Annotated in this window: 22 protein-coding genes; 3 read left to right on the forward strand and 19 right to left on the reverse strand. The window is 69.6% G+C overall.

Going from position 1 to position 19,330, the window contains the following annotated elements; genetic code table 11:
- The 3 genes from ACYBYQ_RS08225 to ACYBYQ_RS08235 form a co-directional block, all read right to left on the reverse strand.
- Complete coding sequence (locus ACYBYQ_RS08225; RefSeq protein WP_459618258.1) at positions 1 to 1,005, reverse strand: ABC transporter substrate-binding protein; 1,005 nt, start codon at positions 1,003 to 1,005, stop codon at positions 1 to 3.
- A gap of 79 nt (positions 1,006 to 1,084) precedes the next feature.
- The gene (locus ACYBYQ_RS08230) at positions 1,085 to 1,900 is read right to left on the reverse strand and encodes an ABC transporter ATP-binding protein (protein ID WP_459618259.1); all 816 of its coding nucleotides are present in this window, start codon (positions 1,898 to 1,900) and stop codon (positions 1,085 to 1,087) included.
- A gap of 34 nt (positions 1,901 to 1,934) precedes the next feature.
- Complete coding sequence (locus ACYBYQ_RS08235) at positions 1,935 to 2,702, reverse strand: ABC transporter permease (RefSeq protein WP_459618260.1); 768 nt, start codon at positions 2,700 to 2,702, stop codon at positions 1,935 to 1,937.
- A 105-nt stretch (positions 2,703 to 2,807) separates the two neighbouring features.
- Here ACYBYQ_RS08235 and ACYBYQ_RS08240 point away from each other — a divergent pair, with 105 nt between their 5' ends.
- Positions 2,808 to 3,533 carry a GntR family transcriptional regulator gene (locus ACYBYQ_RS08240; RefSeq protein WP_459618261.1) on the forward strand — a complete coding sequence of 242 codons (726 nt, stop codon included), beginning with the start codon at positions 2,808 to 2,810 and terminating at the stop codon, positions 3,531 to 3,533.
- Between the two features lie 8 nt (positions 3,534 to 3,541).
- Positions 3,542 to 4,714, forward strand: coding sequence for a mandelate racemase/muconate lactonizing enzyme family protein (locus tag ACYBYQ_RS08245; protein ID WP_459618262.1), 1,173 nt, complete (start codon positions 3,542 to 3,544; stop codon positions 4,712 to 4,714).
- A 16-nt stretch (positions 4,715 to 4,730) separates the two neighbouring features.
- Here the strand turns inward: ACYBYQ_RS08245 and loiP are convergent, their stop codons facing one another.
- The 3 genes from loiP to ACYBYQ_RS08260 form a co-directional block, all read right to left on the reverse strand.
- Positions 4,731 to 5,498 carry a metalloprotease LoiP gene (gene loiP / locus ACYBYQ_RS08250; protein WP_459618263.1) on the reverse strand — a complete coding sequence of 256 codons (768 nt, stop codon included), beginning with the start codon at positions 5,496 to 5,498 and terminating at the stop codon, positions 4,731 to 4,733.
- 187 nt (positions 5,499 to 5,685) lie between these two features.
- Positions 5,686 to 7,005 carry an acyl-CoA thioester hydrolase/BAAT C-terminal domain-containing protein gene (locus tag ACYBYQ_RS08255; protein WP_459618264.1) on the reverse strand — a complete coding sequence of 440 codons (1,320 nt, stop codon included), beginning with the start codon at positions 7,003 to 7,005 and terminating at the stop codon, positions 5,686 to 5,688.
- Between the two features lie 13 nt (positions 7,006 to 7,018).
- Positions 7,019 to 8,005 carry a Bug family tripartite tricarboxylate transporter substrate binding protein gene (locus ACYBYQ_RS08260; RefSeq protein ID WP_459618265.1) on the reverse strand — a complete coding sequence of 329 codons (987 nt, stop codon included), beginning with the start codon at positions 8,003 to 8,005 and terminating at the stop codon, positions 7,019 to 7,021.
- Between the two features lie 283 nt (positions 8,006 to 8,288).
- On the opposite strand from ACYBYQ_RS08260, the gene ACYBYQ_RS08265 reads away from it, so the two are divergent.
- Positions 8,289 to 8,432, forward strand: a complete 144-nt coding sequence (locus tag ACYBYQ_RS08265; protein ID WP_459618266.1) for a hypothetical protein — start codon at positions 8,289 to 8,291, stop codon at positions 8,430 to 8,432.
- A gap of 51 nt (positions 8,433 to 8,483) precedes the next feature.
- Here ACYBYQ_RS08265 and ureG read toward each other — a convergent pair whose 3' ends face one another.
- From ureG to ACYBYQ_RS08330, 13 genes are all read right to left on the reverse strand, one after another.
- Complete coding sequence (gene ureG / locus ACYBYQ_RS08270; RefSeq protein ID WP_459618267.1) at positions 8,484 to 9,110, reverse strand: urease accessory protein UreG; 627 nt, start codon at positions 9,108 to 9,110, stop codon at positions 8,484 to 8,486.
- Between the two features lie 25 nt (positions 9,111 to 9,135).
- Complete coding sequence (locus tag ACYBYQ_RS08275; RefSeq protein WP_459618734.1) at positions 9,136 to 9,852, reverse strand: urease accessory protein UreF; 717 nt, start codon at positions 9,850 to 9,852, stop codon at positions 9,136 to 9,138.
- Positions 9,824 to 10,501 carry an urease accessory protein UreE gene (gene ureE, locus ACYBYQ_RS08280; RefSeq protein WP_459618268.1) on the reverse strand — a complete coding sequence of 226 codons (678 nt, stop codon included), beginning with the start codon at positions 10,499 to 10,501 and terminating at the stop codon, positions 9,824 to 9,826. The genes ACYBYQ_RS08275 and ureE overlap by 29 nt, the downstream gene beginning before the upstream one ends.
- Positions 10,502 to 10,504: 3 nt before the next feature.
- On the reverse strand, positions 10,505 to 12,208 hold the full coding sequence (ureC, locus tag ACYBYQ_RS08285) for an urease subunit alpha (RefSeq protein WP_459618269.1): 1,704 nt from the start codon (positions 12,206 to 12,208) through the stop codon (positions 10,505 to 10,507).
- Positions 12,205 to 12,510 carry an urease subunit beta gene (locus ACYBYQ_RS08290; RefSeq protein ID WP_459618270.1) on the reverse strand — a complete coding sequence of 102 codons (306 nt, stop codon included), beginning with the start codon at positions 12,508 to 12,510 and terminating at the stop codon, positions 12,205 to 12,207. Before ACYBYQ_RS08290 ends, ureC begins: the two co-directional genes overlap by 4 nt.
- A 10-nt stretch (positions 12,511 to 12,520) precedes the next feature.
- A complete protein-coding gene (locus tag ACYBYQ_RS08295; RefSeq protein ID WP_459618271.1) occupies positions 12,521 to 13,123 on the reverse strand; it encodes a HupE/UreJ family protein in 603 nt (200 codons plus the stop codon).
- Positions 13,124 to 13,146: 23 nt separating this feature from the next.
- Entirely contained in the window at positions 13,147 to 13,449 is a 303-nt protein-coding gene (locus tag ACYBYQ_RS08300) for an urease subunit gamma (protein ID WP_459618272.1), read from the reverse strand.
- Positions 13,450 to 13,494: 45 nt separating this feature from the next.
- The gene (locus ACYBYQ_RS08305) at positions 13,495 to 14,394 is read right to left on the reverse strand and encodes an urease accessory protein UreD (RefSeq protein WP_459618273.1); all 900 of its coding nucleotides are present in this window, start codon (positions 14,392 to 14,394) and stop codon (positions 13,495 to 13,497) included.
- A gap of 220 nt (positions 14,395 to 14,614) precedes the next feature.
- On the reverse strand, positions 14,615 to 15,784 hold the full coding sequence (locus ACYBYQ_RS08310; protein ID WP_459618274.1) for an alpha-D-ribose 1-methylphosphonate 5-triphosphate diphosphatase: 1,170 nt from the start codon (positions 15,782 to 15,784) through the stop codon (positions 14,615 to 14,617).
- 5 nt (positions 15,785 to 15,789) lie between these two features.
- On the reverse strand, positions 15,790 to 16,515 hold the full coding sequence (gene phnL / locus ACYBYQ_RS08315) for a phosphonate C-P lyase system protein PhnL (RefSeq protein ID WP_459618275.1): 726 nt from the start codon (positions 16,513 to 16,515) through the stop codon (positions 15,790 to 15,792).
- A gap of 3 nt (positions 16,516 to 16,518) precedes the next feature.
- Positions 16,519 to 17,292, reverse strand: coding sequence for a phosphonate C-P lyase system protein PhnK (gene phnK, locus ACYBYQ_RS08320; RefSeq protein WP_459618276.1), 774 nt, complete (start codon positions 17,290 to 17,292; stop codon positions 16,519 to 16,521).
- Entirely contained in the window at positions 17,289 to 18,173 is an 885-nt protein-coding gene (locus tag ACYBYQ_RS08325; RefSeq protein ID WP_459618277.1) for an alpha-D-ribose 1-methylphosphonate 5-phosphate C-P-lyase PhnJ, read from the reverse strand. Before ACYBYQ_RS08325 ends, phnK begins: the two co-directional genes overlap by 4 nt.
- Positions 18,170 to 19,330, reverse strand: coding sequence for a carbon-phosphorus lyase complex subunit (locus ACYBYQ_RS08330; protein WP_459618278.1), 1,161 nt, complete (start codon positions 19,328 to 19,330; stop codon positions 18,170 to 18,172). The genes ACYBYQ_RS08325 and ACYBYQ_RS08330 overlap by 4 nt, the downstream gene beginning before the upstream one ends.

A 19,330-nucleotide genomic window follows, 5' to 3' on the forward strand; every position in this document is an offset into this window, starting at 1 on the left:
TCAGGCGGCGACGGTGTCCAGGTAGGGCTTGGGATCGAAGTACTGGCTTGCGGGCACGGGCGAGGCGATGTTGGCCGTCTGCACGAAGAAGTCGGTGACCTGCTGCAGCCATTTGGTGACCGTGCCGTCGGCATAGCGCGTGCGCCACTCCGCTGCGGTGAAGTACTTCGACGCCTTGAACTGTTCCTTGAGGTCGGCCAGCGGCACCTGCTGGTACTGCTGCCGCTGCAACACTTCCAGGGCCGCGTCGGTGTTGGCCAGCAGATAATCGTTGCTCTCCCGCCAGGCCCGGATCAGCCCGCGGATCACCTCGGGCTGGCTCGTGTAATAGTCGTTGCGTGCGGCCCAGCCGCCCACGATTGCCGCTTCCGGATAGAACGCCGAGGCGTCCAGCAGCTTGCGGGCGTCGGGCACGCGCTGGCGCAGCGTGACGTCGAACGGCACCCACAGCGCCACGGCCGGGACGGCGCCCGAGATGAAGGCAGTGACGGCCTCGGACATGCGCTGGTTGACGATCTGCACGTCCTTGCCGGGCTCCAGGCTGGCGCTGCGCAGCGCGCGGTCGAGGAACACGTGCGCCGTGGTGCCGGTGGTGGTGGAGATCTTCTTGCCCTTGAGGTCGGCCAGCGACTGCACTCCCGCATCCGCGCGTACCCAGAGCTGCGCGGTGGCGTATTCCACGTTGTTGATGAGGAACACCCGGCCCTGGCCGCGCGCGGGAAAGTTCGACAGCACGGCGCCGGTGGACAGGACGTCCAGGCTGCCGCCTATCATGGCCTGGAACAGCTCGAGGCCGGTCGTGAACTGGGTGGGCTTGATGTCCAGGCCCTGGGCGGCATAGAAGCCGCGGTCCATGCCGGTCCAGATCTGGCCGTCGACGGCGGGCGTGTGCAGGTAGCCCACGCGCACCGTGGCGCGCGGCTGGGCCAGCGCCGGGGCGCCGATGCCCGCGAGGGCGGCGGCCAGGGCGCCGGTCTTCAACATGGTTCTGCGGTGCGGATTCATGGATGTCTCCTCCTCTCGGGAGTGTGGTGCGGACGGCGGCTGCGCCGGGTCGGAAAAGCGTCATGGCCCGTGTAGGGCCTCAGCCGGACAGGCGCACGGCCTGCCGGGATTGTCTTGCGTACTCTTCCATCACCAGGCCGCGGATGTGCGAACGCAGTTCGCCGAAACGCGGGTCCTCGTGCAGGTTCTCGGCGCGCGGATAACCGAAGGGCACGTCGATGACGGTGCGTATGCGCGCCGGTCGCGCCGTGACCACCACGATGCGCGACGACAGGTAGATGGCTTCCTCCACCGAGTGCGTGATCAGCATGACGGTCTTGCCTTCGGTCATCTGCACCTGCAGCAGCAGGTCCTGCATGGCCGAGCGCGTCTGGGCGTCTAGGGCGCCGAAGGGCTCGTCCATCAAGAGGAATTGCGGGCGCACCGCGTAGGCGCGCGCCAGCGCCAGGCGCTGGCGCATGCCGCCCGACAGGTGCTTGGGATGATGGTGAGCGAAGTCCTGCAGCCCCATCAGCTGCATGTAGCGGCGGCAGATTTCCTTGCGTTCGGCCGCAGGCACGCGGTTGCTGCGCAGCGTCAGGCCGAAGCCGATGTTCTCCTCCACGGTGAGCCAGGGGAAGACGCCGTATTCCTGGAAGATCACGCCGCGGTCCGGCCCCGGGCCCTGCACCGGCTTGCCATCGAGCAGCACCCGGCCCGCGGTGGGCTGCACGAAGCCGCCCACCAGTCCCATCATGGTGGTCTTGCCGCAGCCGGACGGGCCGATGACCGAGACGAATTCGCCGTCGCGGATCTCGTAGTCGATGCCGTCGAGCACGCGCATGGGGCCGTCGGCCGTGGGATAGTCGACGCATACACCTTCGAAGCGGATGCGCGGGACGGCGGTCGCGGTCATGGGGTCTCCTGTGGTCTGGGACGGTGCCGGGCGGCTACGCGATGCGGTCCTGCCAGGACACCAGCCGCCGGGCCGCCGCGCGCAGCGCCAGGTCCATGGCGAGCGCGATGAAGCCGATGCAGATGATGCCCACGTAGATCACGTCCAGCTGGAAGAACGACGACGCGTCCTGGATGAGGGCGCCGAGGCCCTGCTGCGCGGCGATCAGCTCGGAGGCCACCAGCGTGGCCCAGGCCACGCCCAGCGCCACCCGCAGGGCCGTGAGCATGTGCGGCACGGTGAGCGGCAGGATCACCTTGCGGAAGATCTCTCCGTCGGTGGCGCCCAGCGTGCGCGAGACGCGCACGAAGATCGGGTTGATCTGCGAGATGCCTTCGTACATCACGATCACGCCGGCGAAGAACGCGGCATAGAACAGGATGGCGATCTTGGCGGATTCGCCGATGCCGAAGTACACGATGACCAGGGGAATGAGCGCGATGGGGGGCAGGGCGCGGAAGAAATTGATGACCGGGTCGATGAAGGCGCGCACGCCCTTGTACCAGCCCAGCACGAAGCCCACGGGCACGGCGCACAGCGTGCCCAGGCATACCCCGATGAAGACGCGCTGGGTGGAGATGTAGATGTCGTGGCCGAGGCGCTGCTGCAGCAGTTCCCAGAACTTGCGCGCCACTTCCAGGGGTGTGGGCACCAGGGCCGGATTGACCAGCCCGCTGTAGCGGATGCCATACCAGACCAGCACCAGCAGCAGCCAGGGGGCGAGGATCAGCAAGGCACGCGCGGGGGCGGAGTGGCGCTTCAAGATGTCTTCCTCCATGGCAGGCGTTTATCGCCTTGCACTTATTGTCTACCGATCGTACCATGGACCATACGTTTGGCAAATAAATCCGAGAAATAAGCTATCCGCATGCCGGTCAATTTCCACGACAGTCCCATCCCCCGCTATCTCCAGCTCGCCGACCTGATGCGCCAGCGCATCGCGCGCGGGCAATGGGGTCAGGGCCAGAAGCTGCCTTCCCTCGAGGACCTGGTGGCCGCGTTCGGCGTGGCGCGCGTCACCGTGCGCCAGGCCATCGACGTGCTCACCCGCGAAGGCCTGGTCTCGCCCCAGCAGGGCCGGGGCACTTTCGTTACCGGCATGCCGCCCAACGATCGCTGGCTGCAGGTGCAGAGCACCCTGGCCGAACTGGCCAAGGTCTACCGCGACACCCGTCCCAAGATCGTCAACATCGACGAGGGCATCACCAACCCGCCGCTGTCCGGGCGCGACGGCATCGCGGCGGAGCGCTATGTGTACATGCGCCGTGTGCACGAGCGCGACGGCCGCCCGTATTGCGTCATCGACATCTACCTGGACGAAGCCATCTTCCGCCGCGACCCCGAACGTTTTCGCAACGAGACCGTGATCCCGCTGCTGGTGGCGTTGCCCGACGCGCCCATCGCGCGTGCCCACCAGGTGCTCACCATAGGCACGGCCGACGTCGAGGTGGCGGGGCACCTGCAGGTGCCTGTCAACACCCCCATCGCGGAGGTGCGCCGCCTGTTCCACGATGGCGCGGGCCGCGTGATCTACCTCAGCGAAGTCGCCTACCGCGGCGATTTCATCCACCTGGAAATGAACCTCATCCCCTGAGACTCCTCATGAGCCCCGATGCCGCAGTCCTCGCACCCGCCCGGGTCGACGTATACGCGTTCCGCTATCCCGTGCGCACGCCGGTGCGCACCTCCTTCGGCACCATGCACGATCGTCCCGCGGTGTTCGTGCGCATCGAGGATCAAGACGGGGCCTGGGGCTGGGGCGAGGTGTGGTGCAATTTTCCGTCCTGCGGCGCGGAGCACCGCGCCCGGCTCATCGAGACGGTGCTGGCGCCGCTGCTGGTCGGCCGGCGATATGCCGATGCACCGGCCGCTTTCACCGAGCTCACCCGGCAGACTGCCGTGCTGGCCATCCAGGCCGGCGAGCCGGGGCCCTTGGCCCAGGCCATCGCAGGCATCGACACCGCCCTCTGGGACCTGGCGGCCCGCCGTGCCGGCCAGCCACTGTGGCGGCTCCTCGGCGGCACGTCCGACGAGATCGGCGTGTACGCCAGCGGCATCAATCCGCAGGGCTGCGCGGAGCTGGTGGCGCGCAAGCTGGACGAGGGCTACCGTGCGTTCAAGCTCAAGGTGGGGTTCGGCGAGGATACCGACCTGGCCAACCTGCGCAGCCTGCGCGGCCTGCTCGGCCGATTGCCGCTGATGGTCGACGCCAACCAGGGCTGGGACTTGCCCGAGGCCCGCCGCATGGCGGGGCTGATGGCCGGGTTCGACCTGGGCTGGCTCGAGGAGCCGCTGCGTGCCGACCGGCCGGCCGCCGAATGGGCCGAACTCGCCGCGGCGGCGCCCATGCCCCTGGCCGGCGGCGAAAACCTGGCCGGGCATGCCGCCTTCGAGGCCGCGATTGCGGCGCGCCAGTTCGAGGTGGTGCAGCCGGACCTGGCCAAGTGGGGCGGGATATCCGGTTGCCTGCCGGTGGTGCAGGCCGTGCGCCGCGCCGGGCTGCGCTATTGCCCGCATTTCCTGGGTGGCGGGGTGGGGTTGCTGGCTTCGGCCCACCTGCTGGCGGCAGCCAGTGTGCCGGGAGACAATGGCTGGCTCGAGGTGGACGCCAACGACAATCCGCTGCGCAGCGCGCTCAGCCCCGGCCTGCACCAGCCCCGCGAGGGGCGCGTGCGGCTGGGCGAGGCGCCCGGCCTGGGCGTGGACCCCGACCCGGCGGCGCTGGCACGGCTGTGCGGGGCAGCCGGCGGCCAGGCGCTTCCGGCTACTTCCTAGGCCGGACGCCGGCGCCTCACTTGCCGTTCTTCAGGCGGGCGCGCACGCGGGCGGCGCGGTCCGGCGAGGACGGGTGCGAGCTCAGCATGCTGCTTTCGCCGCCATCGAGCTTGGCGAGCTTCTCGAAGGCGGTGGCCAGGCCCTGGCGGTTCATCTTCTTCTGCGTCAGCAGTTCGAACGAGTAATCGTCGGCCGCGTATTCTTGCGATTGCGAGAACTGCGCGTTGATGAACTTCTCGGTGAGGTCGCCCAGCTGCGACGCGCTCAGCGAGGCCACCACGCTGTTGCCGGCCGAGGCGGCGGCCGAGCGCGCGGCGCTCACGGCGTAGGCGGTCTGCATGGCCTTCTTGCTGTGGCCCAGCGCCACGTGGCCCATCTCATGGCCGATCACGCCGCGCAGTTCGTCGTCGTTCATCATGTCCATCAGGCCGCTGTAGACGCGCACGCAGCCGTTGCCCATGGCCCAGGCGTTCACTTCGTCGGTGAGATAGACCTTGTAGTTCACCTTCTGCCCGTTCAGCGTCATGTTGCCGAAGCCGCGCATGATCTTGGTCAGCCGCTTGGCGTACTTGCTGCCGGCCGGCGCCACGCGGGAACCGGCATCGCTTTCCTTGCATGCCGCGTCGGACAGCTGGATGAGATCGGCGTCCGACAGGCTGACGGCCTTGGCCATGGTGCTGCCGGCCGACATCAGGCCGTTGGGATCCATGCTGCCCATGTTGCTGCAGCCGGCCATGCCCAGCGCGGCTGTCAGGGCTGCCGCGGCAAAGGTGAATTTCCTCATGAGTTCCTCTTTCCTGAAATCTGCTTATTGGTGTCGTCGCGCCGGTCCGGCGGGCAGCCGGCCGGAGCCGCCGTGCCCGCGGGCGCGGCGGCTGAACTGTAATGAATCCGTTCCGGACTATTGATGTGCCGATCTGTCGAAATGAAACCAGATGAGAACGGAGGGCGGCTGGCCGATCCGCCGGCCGCTATGCCGTCATGGACGGCGCCACGGCCTTGGCGGCGCTGGCGCGCGCCAGGAAGTCCAGCACGGCGCGGTACGAGCCCTCGTTGGCCGCGGCATTGGCCGGGGCCGTGCCGCCGGCGTCCAGCGGCAGGCCGGACATCGCGTGGCGCTTGCTGATCAGGGTGGCCGGCAGGTAGGGATAGTGCACATGATGGCCGGCGCCCGGGCACACATGGTGCAGCGTGGCGCCGGCGCATCCGGCCGCCTCGCGCTGCCGCACCACCATCTCGGCGTAGGCCGTGCTGGGCCAGAAGCCGTCGTCGGAAGCGCTCACGAGCATCATGGGCCCGGGATAGCGTTCCACCGGGATGCGGGCGCGTGCGAAGGCGGCGGCGTCGCGCGTGGCCGACAGGAAGGCGCGGCTCTGGCGATACGGCGGCTCGCTGGCGTAGGCCGCATTCCAGTCGGCGTGGGCGTTGTCCTGCCACAGGTGCGGCAGCGGCTTGCCCTGAAGCGTCCAGACCTGGGCGTCGCGGCCTGTGCCCGGCGCGCCGGCGCTGACCACCCCGTGCATGACCGGCGACGGCACGTAGGCCACCACGGCGCTGACGAGTTCGGGATAGGTGGACGCCACCAGCAGCGATGCCTCGCCGCCTCGGCTGATGCCCGACAGCGCCACGAAGCCGTCGCGCGGGGCCAGCGTGTCGCGCACCCAGCGCAGCGCCGCGCCGAAGTACTCGAGGGGCATGTCGTTGAGGTACTTCGGCCGGCCTTCGTAGTTGAACAGCCCCAGCGCCAGGCACTGGTAGCCGCGGGCGGCGAACAGCGCGGCGCGCGGCGCGTTCACGCCGCCCGAGGAGCCGTTCATGTAGACCACCACCGGATGCGGCCCGGGACCGGCCGGGGTATAGAGCTCGCCCGACACCAACATGCCCTCGGCATGCACGCGGACGGGTTCGTGCACCACGCCTTCGGCGAGAAAGCGCTGCACCAGCAGGGCCTCGGCCTGGTGCCGCCCGTCGGTGGCATGCAGGCGCACGACCACGTCGTCGGTGCGGTCGGGCGGATACACCACCTTGTCCATTTCCTGGCAGACCATGGACCACACCACGCCCATGGCCGAGGGCTCGGCATAGGAACCGGCCACCGGTGCGTCGCGGCGCAGGTCCAGCCTGCCGTCGTGGCCGGCCAGGAACACCGAGGAGGATCCCCAGGATGCGCCGCACAGCGTGGCGCGGGCCGTGACGGTGACCAGGGCATAGGGCGGGAAGCCCTCGATGCAGATGGCGCGCTCGACGTCGACCAGGGCTTCGGGCGGCGTGACGATGATGCCGGGTTGCATGTGCGCTCCCGCCTCAGGCCTTGAGGTCCGTCTTGGCCACGCCGTTGGATTCGATCACCTGCTGCCACAAGGCCGATTCCTCCGCGATGACCTTTTCCAGTTCGGCGGACGGCGTGAACTCGATCATCACGCCCTGCTCGGCGAACTGCTGGATCAGGCCGGCATCCTGCGTGCCGCGGCGCACCGCGTCTTCGAGTGTGGCCACCACGTCGGGCGGCATGGCCGCGGGGCCGGAGATCATCATGCGCGTGTAGAGTTCGACGCCGGCCACGCCGGCTTCGCGCATGGTCGGCACGTCGGGCAGGCTGCTGAGGCGCTTGTCGGCCGTGACGGCCAGTGCCAGGTACTTGCCGGCCTTGATGTTGGCCAGGGACGACGTGGGGAAGTCGAAGGTGGACTGCACGGTGCCCGCCATGAGGTCCAGCAGCGCCGGGCCGCTGCCCTTGTAGGGCACGTCCTGGAATTCCGTGCCCGTGCGGGCCTGGAAATGCAATAGCGCCAGGTGGTTGATCACGCCGCGGCCGGCGTGGGCACAGGTGAGCTGGCCGGGCTTCTGCTTGGCCATGTCGATGAACTCCTGCAGCGTCTTCACGCCCAGGCCGGGATGCACGCACAGCACCATGGGCGATCTCCCCATGGAACCCAGCTGCTTGAAGTCGGACTGCTGGTAGGGCAGGTTGTTGTAGAGCAGCGGGTTCAGGATCATGCCGTTGGTGCCGGCGAAGGCCAGGGTGTAGCCATCGGGCTCGGCGCGCGCGACTGCCGTCGTGGCGATGATGGTCTGGCCGCCGGGGCGGTTTTCCACCACCACGTTGCTGCCCAGCACCTTGCTCATGCGCTCGGCCAGGGCCCGCGCGGCGATGTCGGTGAGGCCGCCGGGCGCGAAGCCGACCAGCAGGCGGATGGGACGGTTCGGGAACTTGTCCTGGGCCCAGGCAGGCCGGGCGGCCAGGGGCAGGGCGCCCAGGGCCTGCAGCAGGCGGCGGCGAAACGGAAGCATGGAATGACTCCGGAGGCGGGAGGAGAGAGGGCGCGCCACATGCCCGCGCACGGTGGCGGCACCAAATAGTGGCGGCAGCCGCCCGAGCCCACCATCCGGATTATCCCGCTGGCGCGGAAGGGCTTCATGGTATGTGCGATGCACGGGGGTATGTGCGATGCACGGGCTCAATCGTCGGGATGCACGAAAACGAATGGACGGCGGGCCCGCCCTGCGCGCAGTATGGATCCGTCGTGCGCACCCCGCGGGTGCACGCATCTGTTTCCAGAACAAGGAGCATGCCATGCAGCAATTTCTCCGTGCCCTGGCCGAGGCGGAACTTTCGTTGTTCGGCGTGGCGGCCGGCCCCGCCTTCGTCCCGGTGCAGGCCGTTGCCGGCGACGCGCCGCGCTTCACCCAGACGGACTACCGCAGCGCCGCAGGCTGACGGCAATGGCGCTGCGGCGGCGCACGCGGCCGCCTGCGCCAGGGCGCCGATTCATGCGGACAGCAGGCCGCGCCGCTCGATGAACGCCACCACCTGGTCCAGCCCGGCGCCGGACTTCATGTCGCTCATCACGTAGGGCCGCTCGCCGCGCATGCGCCGCGTGTCCTCTTCCATGATGGGCAGCGAGGCGCCCACCAGCGGCGCGAGGTCGGTCTTGTTGATGATCAGCAGGTCTGATTTCGTGATGCCCGGGCCGCCCTTGCGCGGTATCTTCTCGCCGCCGGCCACGTCGATCACGTACAGCGTCAGGTCCGACAGCTCGGGGCTGAAGGTGGCGGCCAGGTTGTCGCCGCCGGACTCGATGAACACCACGTCGGCTTCGGGAAAGCGCTGCAGCATGCGGTCCACGGCGTCGAGGTTGATGGACGCATCCTCGCGGATCGCCGTATGCGGGCACCCGCCGGTCTCCACGCCCATGATGCGTTCGGGCGGAAGCGCGCCGGCAACCGTGAGCAGGCGCTGGTCTTCCTTGGTGTAGATGTCGTTGGTGATGACGACCAGGTCGTAGCGTTCGCGCATGGCCTTGCACAGCATTTCGAGCAGCGTGGTCTTGCCCGAGCCCACCGGGCCGCCGATGCCGACGCGCAAGGGGGGATTCTTCTTGGTGCGGTTCTGCATGGTTTCCTCGTTGCAGGAGCTGCCGCTACGAGCGGAACAGCCGGGAGTATTGGGTTTCGTGACGGGACGAGTGGATGCCGAGCAGGGGGGCGAAGGTGCTGACGTCGGCCTCGGGGCAGGACAGCGCGTGGCGCGTGGCCCGCGCCAGCGGCTCGCGCAGGCGGTGCAGGATGCGCTGCCCGGCCACCTGGCCCAGCGGCACGGCCTTGAGGGCGGCCGCGACCTGGTTCTCCATCCAGCCATAGAGCCAGGCGGTGAGGCAGGCCGCCTCGGGTATGCCGAGGGCCCGGGCCGCATAGGCATAGGCGGTGGCCAGCGCCACAGGCTGCAGGGCGGCCAGCCGGGCCCGCATTGCCGCATCGCCCCATTCCAGCTCGCGCGCCAGGCGCGCCAGCGAGCTTCCCATCTGTTCGGTCTCCAGGCGCAACTCGGCGGATTCGCGCAAGGCCAGCAGCGCGTCGTTGCGGCGCGCGAGCGCCTCGTCGTCCGGGGCCTGCCAGGCGCGATACTGGCAGCGCAGCAATACCGCCTCGCCGCCCGCCAGGAGATCGAGGCCGGCCGCGATCCAGTCGTACGCGCTGTCGGGGTCGTGCACCACGCCTGCGTCGATGGCCGCCTCCAGACCCTGCGAATAGCTGAATGCGCCGATCGGCAGGGCCGGGGACGCCAGTTGCAGCAGGCCGGCCAGGACGGCGGGATCGCCGGCCACGTGCTCAGTGCCTGTGTCCATGGCCGTGGCCATGATCGTGGCCGTGTCCGTGACCATGGTCGTGGCCATGATCGTGGTCGTGTCCGTGCGCATGATCGTGGCCGCCGTGGTCGTGCCCATGCCCGTGGTCATGCGCATGATCGTGGGCGTGCTCATGGGCGTGATCGTGGCCATGGCGATGCGCATAGGCCTGCTGCGCCAGCGCGTGGTCTTCCTCGAACGTGTCGTCGTGGCCGTGGCGATGGCCGCCACCGTAGGCGCCGGCCTCGGGATCGAAGGGGGCTTGCAGTTCCGTCACTTGCGCGCCCAGGCGCAGCAGCATGTCGCGCAGCACCGGATCGTGTTCCAGCTGCAGGGCGTCGGCCTGCACCTGTACCGGCGTGTGGCGGTTGCCCAGGTGGTAGGCGGCGCGCAGCAGCACCAGCGGATCGGGGCTGGTGACGCGCAGCACGGGCTGGGCTGCGGCCAGCACCTGCACCAGCGTGCCGTCGGTGGCCACCAGCATGGCGCCGTGCCGCAGGATGCTGCCGCGCGGCAGGAACAGCCCGGCCTCGCGGCCGTCGTCCAGCGTCACGGCCAGGCGGCTGCGGCAGCGCTGGTCGTAGGGCAGGGTGAGCGGCACGGCGCGGCGCCGCAGCGCGGGGGCCAGGGTGTGGCCGAGGATTTTTTCGATGCGTAGCATGGATCAGAAAAGAAAATAACGTTGCGCCATGGGCAGCACCTGGGCCGGCTCGCACATCAGCAGTTGGCCGTCGGCCACCACCTGGTAGGTCTCGGGATCGACCTCGATGTGCGGCAGCCAGTCGTTGTGCACCATGTCGGCCTTGGTGACCTTGCGCACCCCATGCACCGGCACCACGCGCCGGGCCAGGCCGTAGCGCTCGGCCACGCCTGCGTCGTAGGCGGCCTGCGACACGAAGGTGAGCGAATTGCGGGCCAGCGCCCCGGCACGCGCGCCGAACATCTCGCGATAGTGCACCGGCTGCGGCGTGGGGATGGACGCGTTGGGGTCGCCCATCAGGGCCGACACGATCTGCCCGCCCTTGAGCACCATCTCGGGCTTGACGCCGAAGAACGCCGGATCCCACAGGACCAGGTCGGCCCACTTGCCGGGCTCCACCGAACCCACTTCGTGGGCGATGCCATGGGTGATGGCCGGGTTGATGGTGTACTTGGCCACGTAGCGACGTGCGCGCAGGTTGTCGGCCAGTTCGTCGCCCGGCAGGGCGCCGCGCTGCACCTTCATCTTGTGGGCGGTCTGCCAGGTGCGCAGGATGGTCTCGCCCACGCGGCCCATGGCCTGCGAGTCGCTGGAGATCATCGACAGCGCGCCCAGGTCGTGCAGGATGTCCTCGGCCGCGATGGTCTCGCGGCGGATGCGCGATTCGGCGAAGGCCACGTCCTCGGCGATGGAGGCGTCGAGGTGGTGGCACACCATGAGCATGTCGAGATGCTCGTCGACGGTGTTCACGGTGTAGGGCCGGGTGGGATTGGTGGAGGAAGGCAGCACGTTGGCATGCCCGGCCACCTTGAGGATGTCGGGCGCGTGGCCGCCGCCCGCGCCTTCGGTATGGTAGGTGTGGATGGTGCGTCCGGCGATGGCCGCGATGGTGGCCTCGACGAAGCCGCCTTCGTTCAGCGTGTCGGTGTGGATGGCCACCTGCGTGTCGGTGCGCTCGGCCACGTCCAGGCAGCAGTCGATGGCCGCGGGCGTGGTGCCCCAGTCTTCGTGCAGCTTCAGGCCGATGGCGCCGGCCTCCACCTGCTCCATCAGGGGCTCGGGCTGGCTGGCGTTGCCCTTGCCCAGCAGGCCGATGTTGATGGGCCAGCCGTCCACTGCAGCCAGCATGCGCTCGATGTGCCAGGGGCCCGGCGTGCACGTGGTGGCGTTGGTGCCCGTGGCCGGGCCGGTGCCGCCGCCGATCAGCGTGGTGATGCCCGCCGACAGGGCCTCGTCGATCTGCTGCGGGCAGATGAAATGGACGTGTGCGTCGATGCCGCCCGCGGTGATGATGCGGCCTTCGCCGGCGATCACTTCGGTGGCCGCGCCGATGACGATGTCGACGCCAGGCTGTATGTCGGGATTGCCTGCCTTGCCGATGCGCTGGATGCGGCCGTTCTTGATGCCGATGTCGGCCTTGACGATGCCCCAGTGGTCCAGGATCAGCGCATTGGTGATCACGGTGTCGACCACCTCGGCGGCGCGGCGCTGCGACTGGCCCATGCCGTCCCGGATGACCTTGCCGCCGCCGAACTTCACTTCCTCGCCGTAGACGGTGTAGTCGCGTTCCACGGCGATCAGCAATTCGGTGTCGGCCAGCCGGACGCGGTCGCCCGTGGTGGGGCCGAACATTTCCGCATACGCGCGGCGCGGGATCTTCAGGCTCATAGCTTCCCCATGACGTTGCCGGCGAAACCGTAGACGGTTCGTGCGCCGGCCAACTCGACCAATTCCACCGTGCGCGTCTGGCCGGGCTCGAAGCGCACTGCGGTGCCGGCGGTGATGTTCAGGCGATGGCCCCGCGCGGCGGCGCGGTCGAACTGCAGCGCGTCGTTGACCTCGGCAAAGTGATAGTGCGATCCGACCTGCACGGGCCGGTCGCCGGTATTGGACACGCTCACGGTCATCGTGGCACGACCCGCATTGAGTTCGATCTCGCCGTCCAGGGGCAGCAGTTCGCCGGGTATCATGGCCGCCTCCTCAGCCCGCCAGCAGCACGGCGCCGTACAGCGCCACGCCGCCGCCCAGCACGCGCGCGGCCCACGCATGCATCCGGCGCAGTCCCAGCCCGCCGGCGATGCCGGCGCAATGGAGGGCGATGGTGGCTGCCATGAAGCCGCCGATGTAGGCCCAGGCCACTGCGCCACCGGGCAATTCGGCGCCATGGGCATGGCCGTGGAACAGGGCGAAGAGGCCGGCCACCGCTGCGCCGGCCGATTCGGGCAGCCGGGCGCGCGCCGCCGTGAGCAGCCCCAGCACCAGCAGCGATACCGCGATCATGGGCTCCACGGCAGGCAGCGCCAGGCCTGCGCGGCCCAGAAGCGCGCCGGCCAGCAGCAGCAGCGCGAACGTCAGCGGGGCCAGCCACACGCGGCGCGCCGTCATGGCGCTCCAGACCCCGAGCACGACCATGGCGCAGAGATGGTCCAGGCCGGTGAGGGGATGCAGGAAGCCGGCGGCCAGGCTGGCGCCGGTGGCGCCGGCCGCGGCCACGTGGTCGTGCCCCGGGTGGGCGAGTGCGAGGGCCGGGAGGGCAAGCAGCGTGGCCACGGCGGCGCGGCGCGCGAAGACGGAATAGCGCATGCGGGTTCCTTGTGTAGTCAACATCAGACGATGGGATTGTGGACGGTGACCAGCTTGGTACCGTCGGGAAAGGTGGCCTCGACCTGCACGTCGGGGATCATTTCAGGCACGCCTTCCATGACGTCGTCGCGGGTGAGCAGGGTGGTGCCGTAGTCCATCAGCTCGGCCACGCTGCGGCCGTCGCGCGCGCCTTCCATCAGCGCGGCGCTGATGTATGCCACGGCTTCGGGGTGGTTGAGCTTGAGGCCCCGCGCGCGGCGGCGCTCGGCCAGCAGGGCGGCGGTGAAGATCAGGAGCTTGTCTTTTTCGCGGGGTGTCAGTTTCATGGGTAGACCATAGGGAGAATCGGGGGCGTCACGTGGCGGCAGGGCTCAGGTGGACCATAGCCGCAGCGGGCGCCCTGCCACGCCGTGGACCAGTGGCCGCAGCTGCAGCCAGAGACGGGCGAACAGCGCGCGCAGCGCCTCGGGCTGGCGCGCCACGCCTCGTATCAGCAGCACGCCGCCGGGCAGCGCAGTGGCTCCGGCGCGCAGGGAGTCGTCGCCGGGCAGCGCGGGCGCCAGCGATTGGGCCAGCTCCGGCGTACAGGCCTCGCCCACGCACCAGAACGTGCCGTAGGCCGGCCGGCCGTCCAGCCCCTGCGGCGCATGCAGGAGGGGATCGCCGCTGCGCAGCACCTGGCGTTCTTCCCACAGCGGGCGGCCGTCGGGCCCCACCAGCCGGGTGAGGCTGCGCAGGCAGGCCCGCAGCCATTGTTCGCCGCCGGCGCGCCGGCCCAGCAAGGCGGCATCCCAGCCCATGGCGGTGGCCCCGGATGCCAGGTGCAGCGTGAGCTGCTGCAGGGCATGGCTGTCGTCGAAATAGATGTTGTCCTGGGGGAGCCAGTCGAGACGCGCGCCCTCGTCCAGCGCAATGGCGATGCGCTGCGAGGCCGGCCTGTGCGCCGCGCCCTTGTACCACTTGGTGGCGCCGGGCGTGGTGAGCAGCGCATGCGCGCCGGCCTGCACCTGCACGTCGATGTCCAGCGCATCGCCGGCGGCCAGGCCGCCCGGGGGATGCACGATGACCGCATGGCAGACGCCCGGGCCCTCGGGGTAGAGCGGCTTCTGCACCGTGAGCGGACCGTGGTGCTGGCGGTGCACCAGAACAGTGCGGGCATCGCGCCGCGCAAACCCCAGCCGCAACTGCGCCCGCCACCCATCGTGCCCCGCAGCCGCCGGCGCAGGGCCGGGGGAGCGGAACGGCAGCGACGCTTCGACAGGGCGGTACATGGCAGTATCGGGAGTGACGTGCAGGCCGGGACAGCCTGCGACCCAGAGCGGAATCGCCGGAGTGTGGCACATTTGCCGCAGTGCGCCAATACGGAACAATCCCGGCTGCCACCGCCGAACATGGGTGTCAGACACCAGGTTTCAGTCGGGAGTGAACGCTGGTGTCAGACACCGAGTTTCAGTCGGGAGTGAAAGCTGGTGTCTGACACCGACTTCGGGTTCAGGCGGCTTGGGCGGTGACGGGGTATTGGGCGGAGAACACCAGCCTGCCGGCAGACCAGGTGTGGGTGACCAGCGGGAGCTGGCCGACCTGGGTGACGGCGATGAGGTCGGCGCGCAGGCCGGGGGCGATGCGGCCGCGGTCCGTCAGGGCGCAGGCGTGGGCGGGATTGGCCGTGACCAGCGCCGCCGCCTGCGACAGCGACAATTCGCTTTGCTCGACCACCGCATATACCGCCGCGATCAACGTGGAGGGCTGGTAGTCCGAGCACAGGCAGGTGGCGACGCCGGCGCGTATGGCGTCGATGGCGCGCATCGAGCCGCTCTGGCTGCCGCCGCGCAGCACATTGGGCGCGCCGAGTATGGTCGTCAGTCCGCACGACACGGCCGCCTTGGCCGTGTCCAGGGTGATGGGGAACTCGCTGAGGGTGACGCCCAGGTTGCGCATGGTGGCCACGCGCTGCACGGTGTCGTCGTCGTGGCTGGCGGTGGGCACGCCGGCCTTCTGCGCGTGGGCGAGCAATTGCTCCACCCGGCCGGCGGCGTCGTGGCTGGCGCGCTGCTTGGCCAGCGCCGCGGCCTCGGCCTGGGCGCGGTCCATGCCGTGGTTGCCCATCATGTACTGCAGGTAGGCTTCCAGCGTCTTGAACTGGCCCTGCCCCGGAGAATGATCCATGACCGACAGCAGGTCCACCGCGCCTTCGTCCAGCAGTTCGCGCAGGACCTCGAGCGCGTGCGGGTCGGTGATTTCGTAGCGGCAATGCACGCGGTTGTCGACCAGCCCCTGGCCGCGGAAGGCGCGCACCATGCGCACCACCTGTGCGGCGGTGAGGTTGTTGCGCACGCCCCATTCGTTGTTGGCGAAGGACAGCGCGTGGTACGGGGTGGTGATGCCGGCCGAGGCGTTGCGCCGGTCGACCTGGGCCACGGCGAAGTCCAGCGGGAACTGCACGCGGGCTCGCGGTTCGGCCTCTTTCTCGATGGCGTCGCAGTGCAGGTCGATCAGGCCCGGAAGCAGCGTCTGGCCCGACAGATCGACGACATGGGCATTGTGCGGCATGCCGCCGGGGTCGATGGCGGCGATGCGGCCGTCCTCCATCAGCAGGGCGGCGTCTTCGAGCACACAGTCGGGCAGGACGATGCGGGCGTGGGTGATGTAGGTGGCAGGCATGGGCGTCATTCCATCAGGGCGGCCGGTTCGGGCAGGGCTGCGTGCAGCGGCAGGAGGCGGGTGGCGACGGCATCGCGCACGGCTTCGTCGTGGAAGATGCCCACCAGGCAGCGGCCGGCGGCGCGCGCCTCCTGGATCAGCCCGACCACCACGGCGCGGTTGCTGGCATCGAGCGAGGCGGTGGGCTCGTCCAGCAGCAGTATGGGATGGCCGCCGATGAAACCGCGCGCGATGTTGACGCGCTGCTGCTCGCCTCCGGAGAAGGTGGCGGGCGCCAGCGGCCACAGGCGTTCGGGTACGTTGAGCCGCGCCAGCATGGCGCCGGCGCGCTCGCGCGCCTCGGCGGCCGGCACGCCGGCCTGGCGCAGCGGATCCGCCACCACGTCCAGCGTGGACACGCGCGGGATGGTGCGCAGGAACTGGCTCACATAGGCAATGGTGTGGCGGCGCAGCGCCAGCACCTGCTGCTCGCTGGCCTGCGTGAGGTCGGTCCAGCCGCCATCGCTGCCGCGGACGCGGATGCTGCCAGCGCTGGCCAGGTAGTTGCCATAGAGGCAGCGCAGCAGCGTGCTCTTGCCTGCGCCCGAGGGGCCGGCCAGCACCAGGCAGTCTCCGGCGGCGGCCTGGAAGCTGACGGCGCGCAGCACCGGCAGGTGGATGCCGCCCTGGTTGTGCAGCGTGAAGTGCTTGCTCAGCCCGCGCACTTCTATCATGGGGTCCGGTGTGCTCATTGTTCAGCTCTGAAGAATGGATGAGACCAGCAGCTGGGTGTAGGGATGCTGCGGATCGTCGAGGATCTGGTCGGTCAGGCCGCTCTCGACGACGGTGCCGCCGCGCATGACCAGCGTGCGCTGGGCGAGCAGCCGGGCCACGGCCAGGTCGTGGGTGACGATGATCGCGGCCAGCCGCAGGTCGGTGACGAGCTGGCGCAGCAGGTCCAGCAGGCGCGCCTGCACGGAGACGTCGAGCGACGCGGTGGGCTCGTCCATCAGCACCAGGCGCGGATGCGTGACCAGGTTGCGGGCGATCTGCAGGCGCTGCTGCATGCCGCCGGAGAACGCGGCCGGGGCGTCGTCCAGGCGCGCGGTGTCGATCTCCATGCGCGACAGCCAGCCCGAGGCGGCGTCCCGCAGCGCGCCGTAGTGGCGCTGGCCGACGGCCATGAGCCGCTCGGCGATGTTGGCCCCGGCGCTGACCTGCATGCGCAGGCCGTCGCGCGCATGCTGGCGCACGAAGCCCCAGTCGGTGCGGGCCAGCAGGCGCCGTTCGGCGCTGCTCAGCGTGGCGAGGTCCACCAGGCCGGCGCGCTCCACGTCGTACCAGACGCTGCCCGATTCGGGTTCCGCCTGCCACGACAGCGCCTGCAGCAGGGTGCTCTTGCCCGAGCCGGATTCGCCGACCACGCACAGGACTTCACCGGGGTGCAGGTCGAAGCTGACGTCGCGGCAGCCGTGGATGCCGTCCCAGGTGCGGGTGAGGCTGCGTACCGAAAGCAGGGGGCGCGTCATGCCTGCGCTCCTGAGCCGGCACGGGCCTGCTCCGCCTGGCGGCCCGAGCAGTACTCGGTGTCGGAACAGACATAGCGGCGCGTGCCGCGATCGTCGAGGATGATCTCGTCGAGGAAACTTTCGTTGGAACCGCAGAGATCGCAGCACTCGGACCAGCGCTGCACCTCGAATGGGTGGTCTTCGAAATCGAGGCTCGCCACGCGGGTGTAGGGCGGCACGGCGTATACGCGCTTTTCGCGGCCGGCGCCGAACAGCATCAGGGCGGGGCTGGCATCGAGCTTGGGGTTGTCGAACTTGGGAATGGGCGAGGGGCGCATCATGTAGCGGCCGTTGACGATGACCGGGTAGTCGTAGGTGGTGGCGATGTGCCCGTGGCGCGCGATGTCTTCGTACAGCTTCACATGCATGGCGCCATACTCGGCCAGCGCATGCATGGTGCGCGTTTCCGATTCGCTGGGCTCGAGCCAGCGCAGCGGTTCGGAGATGGGCACCTGGAACACCATGATCTGGCCTTCGCGCAGCGGCGTCTCCGGGATGCGGTGCCGCGTCTGGATGATGCTGGCCTCCCGCGTGGACTCGGTGGTGCGCACGCCGGTGACGCGGCCGAAGAAGCGCCGGATGTTGATCGCGTTGGTGGTGTCGTCGGAGCCCTGGTCGATCACCTTGAGCACGTCGTCCTGGCCGATGATCGATGCCGTGACCTGGATGCCCCCCGTGCCCCAGCCGTAGGGCAGCGGCATTTCGCGGCTGCCGAAGGGCACCTGGTACCCCGGGAGGGCCACGGCCTTGAGCAGGGCCCGGCGCAGCATGCGCTTGGTGGATTCGTCGAGGTAGCCGAAGTTGTAGTGCGTGTCGCGGGCAGGATGCTGGGATGGGGTCATGGCGCGAGGGCCTCCTTGCGGTCGGCGGCGGGCGTTGCGGGCGCCTCGGCAGCCTGGGGATGCGCCGCACGCATGCGCCGCAGCAGTTCCAGGTTGGCCTGGAAATCGACGTAGTGCGGCAGCTTCAGATGCTGCACGAAGCCCGAGGCCTCGACGTTGTCGCTGTGGTAGAGCACGAACTCGTGGTCGTTGGCCGGCGAGTCGGCTGCCTCGCCCAGCTCGGCGGCGCGCAGCGCGCGGTCGACCAGCGCCATGGACATGGCCTTGCGCTCGCCGTAGCCGAACACCAGGCCGTAGCCCCGGGTGAACTTCGGCCCTTCCCGGGCGGTGCCGGCGAACTGGCTGACCATCTGGCATTCGGTGAGCTCGATCTCGCCGATGACTACCGGGGCCTCCAGTTCTTCGACCACCATCTCGACCTCCAGCGTTCCGTAGCGGATCTCGGCGGCGAACGGGTGAGTGTTGCCGTAGCCGCGCTGGGTGGAGTAGCCCATGGAAAGCAGGAACCCTTCGTCTGCGCGGGCCAGGTTCTGCAGGCGGGCCGGCCGCGAGGCCGGGAACGACAGCGGCTGGCGCGTCAGGTCGTAGGGCGCCGGGTCGCCGGGCGGCGGCTCGTCGCTATCGAGCAGCGCGTCGTGCTGCAGCAGGTCGGTGACGCGCGGCATGGCTTCGTCCGGGGACGCGGCATCGACGGCATCGGCGGCATCGCTGCCGGGCGCGCCGTCGTGCGCCTGCTGCGCGGCGCCGGCTTCGTCTTCCAGGCTGAAGTCGAGCAGGCGCTGGGTGTAGTCGTAGGTCGGGCCCAGCATCTGCCCGCCGGGCAGGTCCTTGAAGGTGGAGGAGATGCGGCGCTGCAGCTGCATGCGGGCGGTGTCCACCGGCTCGGTGTAGCCCAGGCGCGACAGCGTGGTGCGGTAGGCGCGCAGCAGGAACACGGCCTCGACCACGTCGCCGGCCGCCTGCTTGAGGGCCAGCGCGGCCAGGTGCGGGTCGTAGAGCGCCCCTTCGGCCATCACGCGCGAGACGGCCAGCGGCATCTGCTCGCGGATCTGCGCCAGGGTGATTTGCGGTACGGCCGGGTCGCCACGGCGATATTGGGCCAGCACGCGATACGAATTCAGGATGGCGCGTTCGCCTCCCTTGACGGCTACATACAT

The sequence above is a fragment of the Bordetella sp. 2513F2 genome (genome assembly GCF_054642735.1).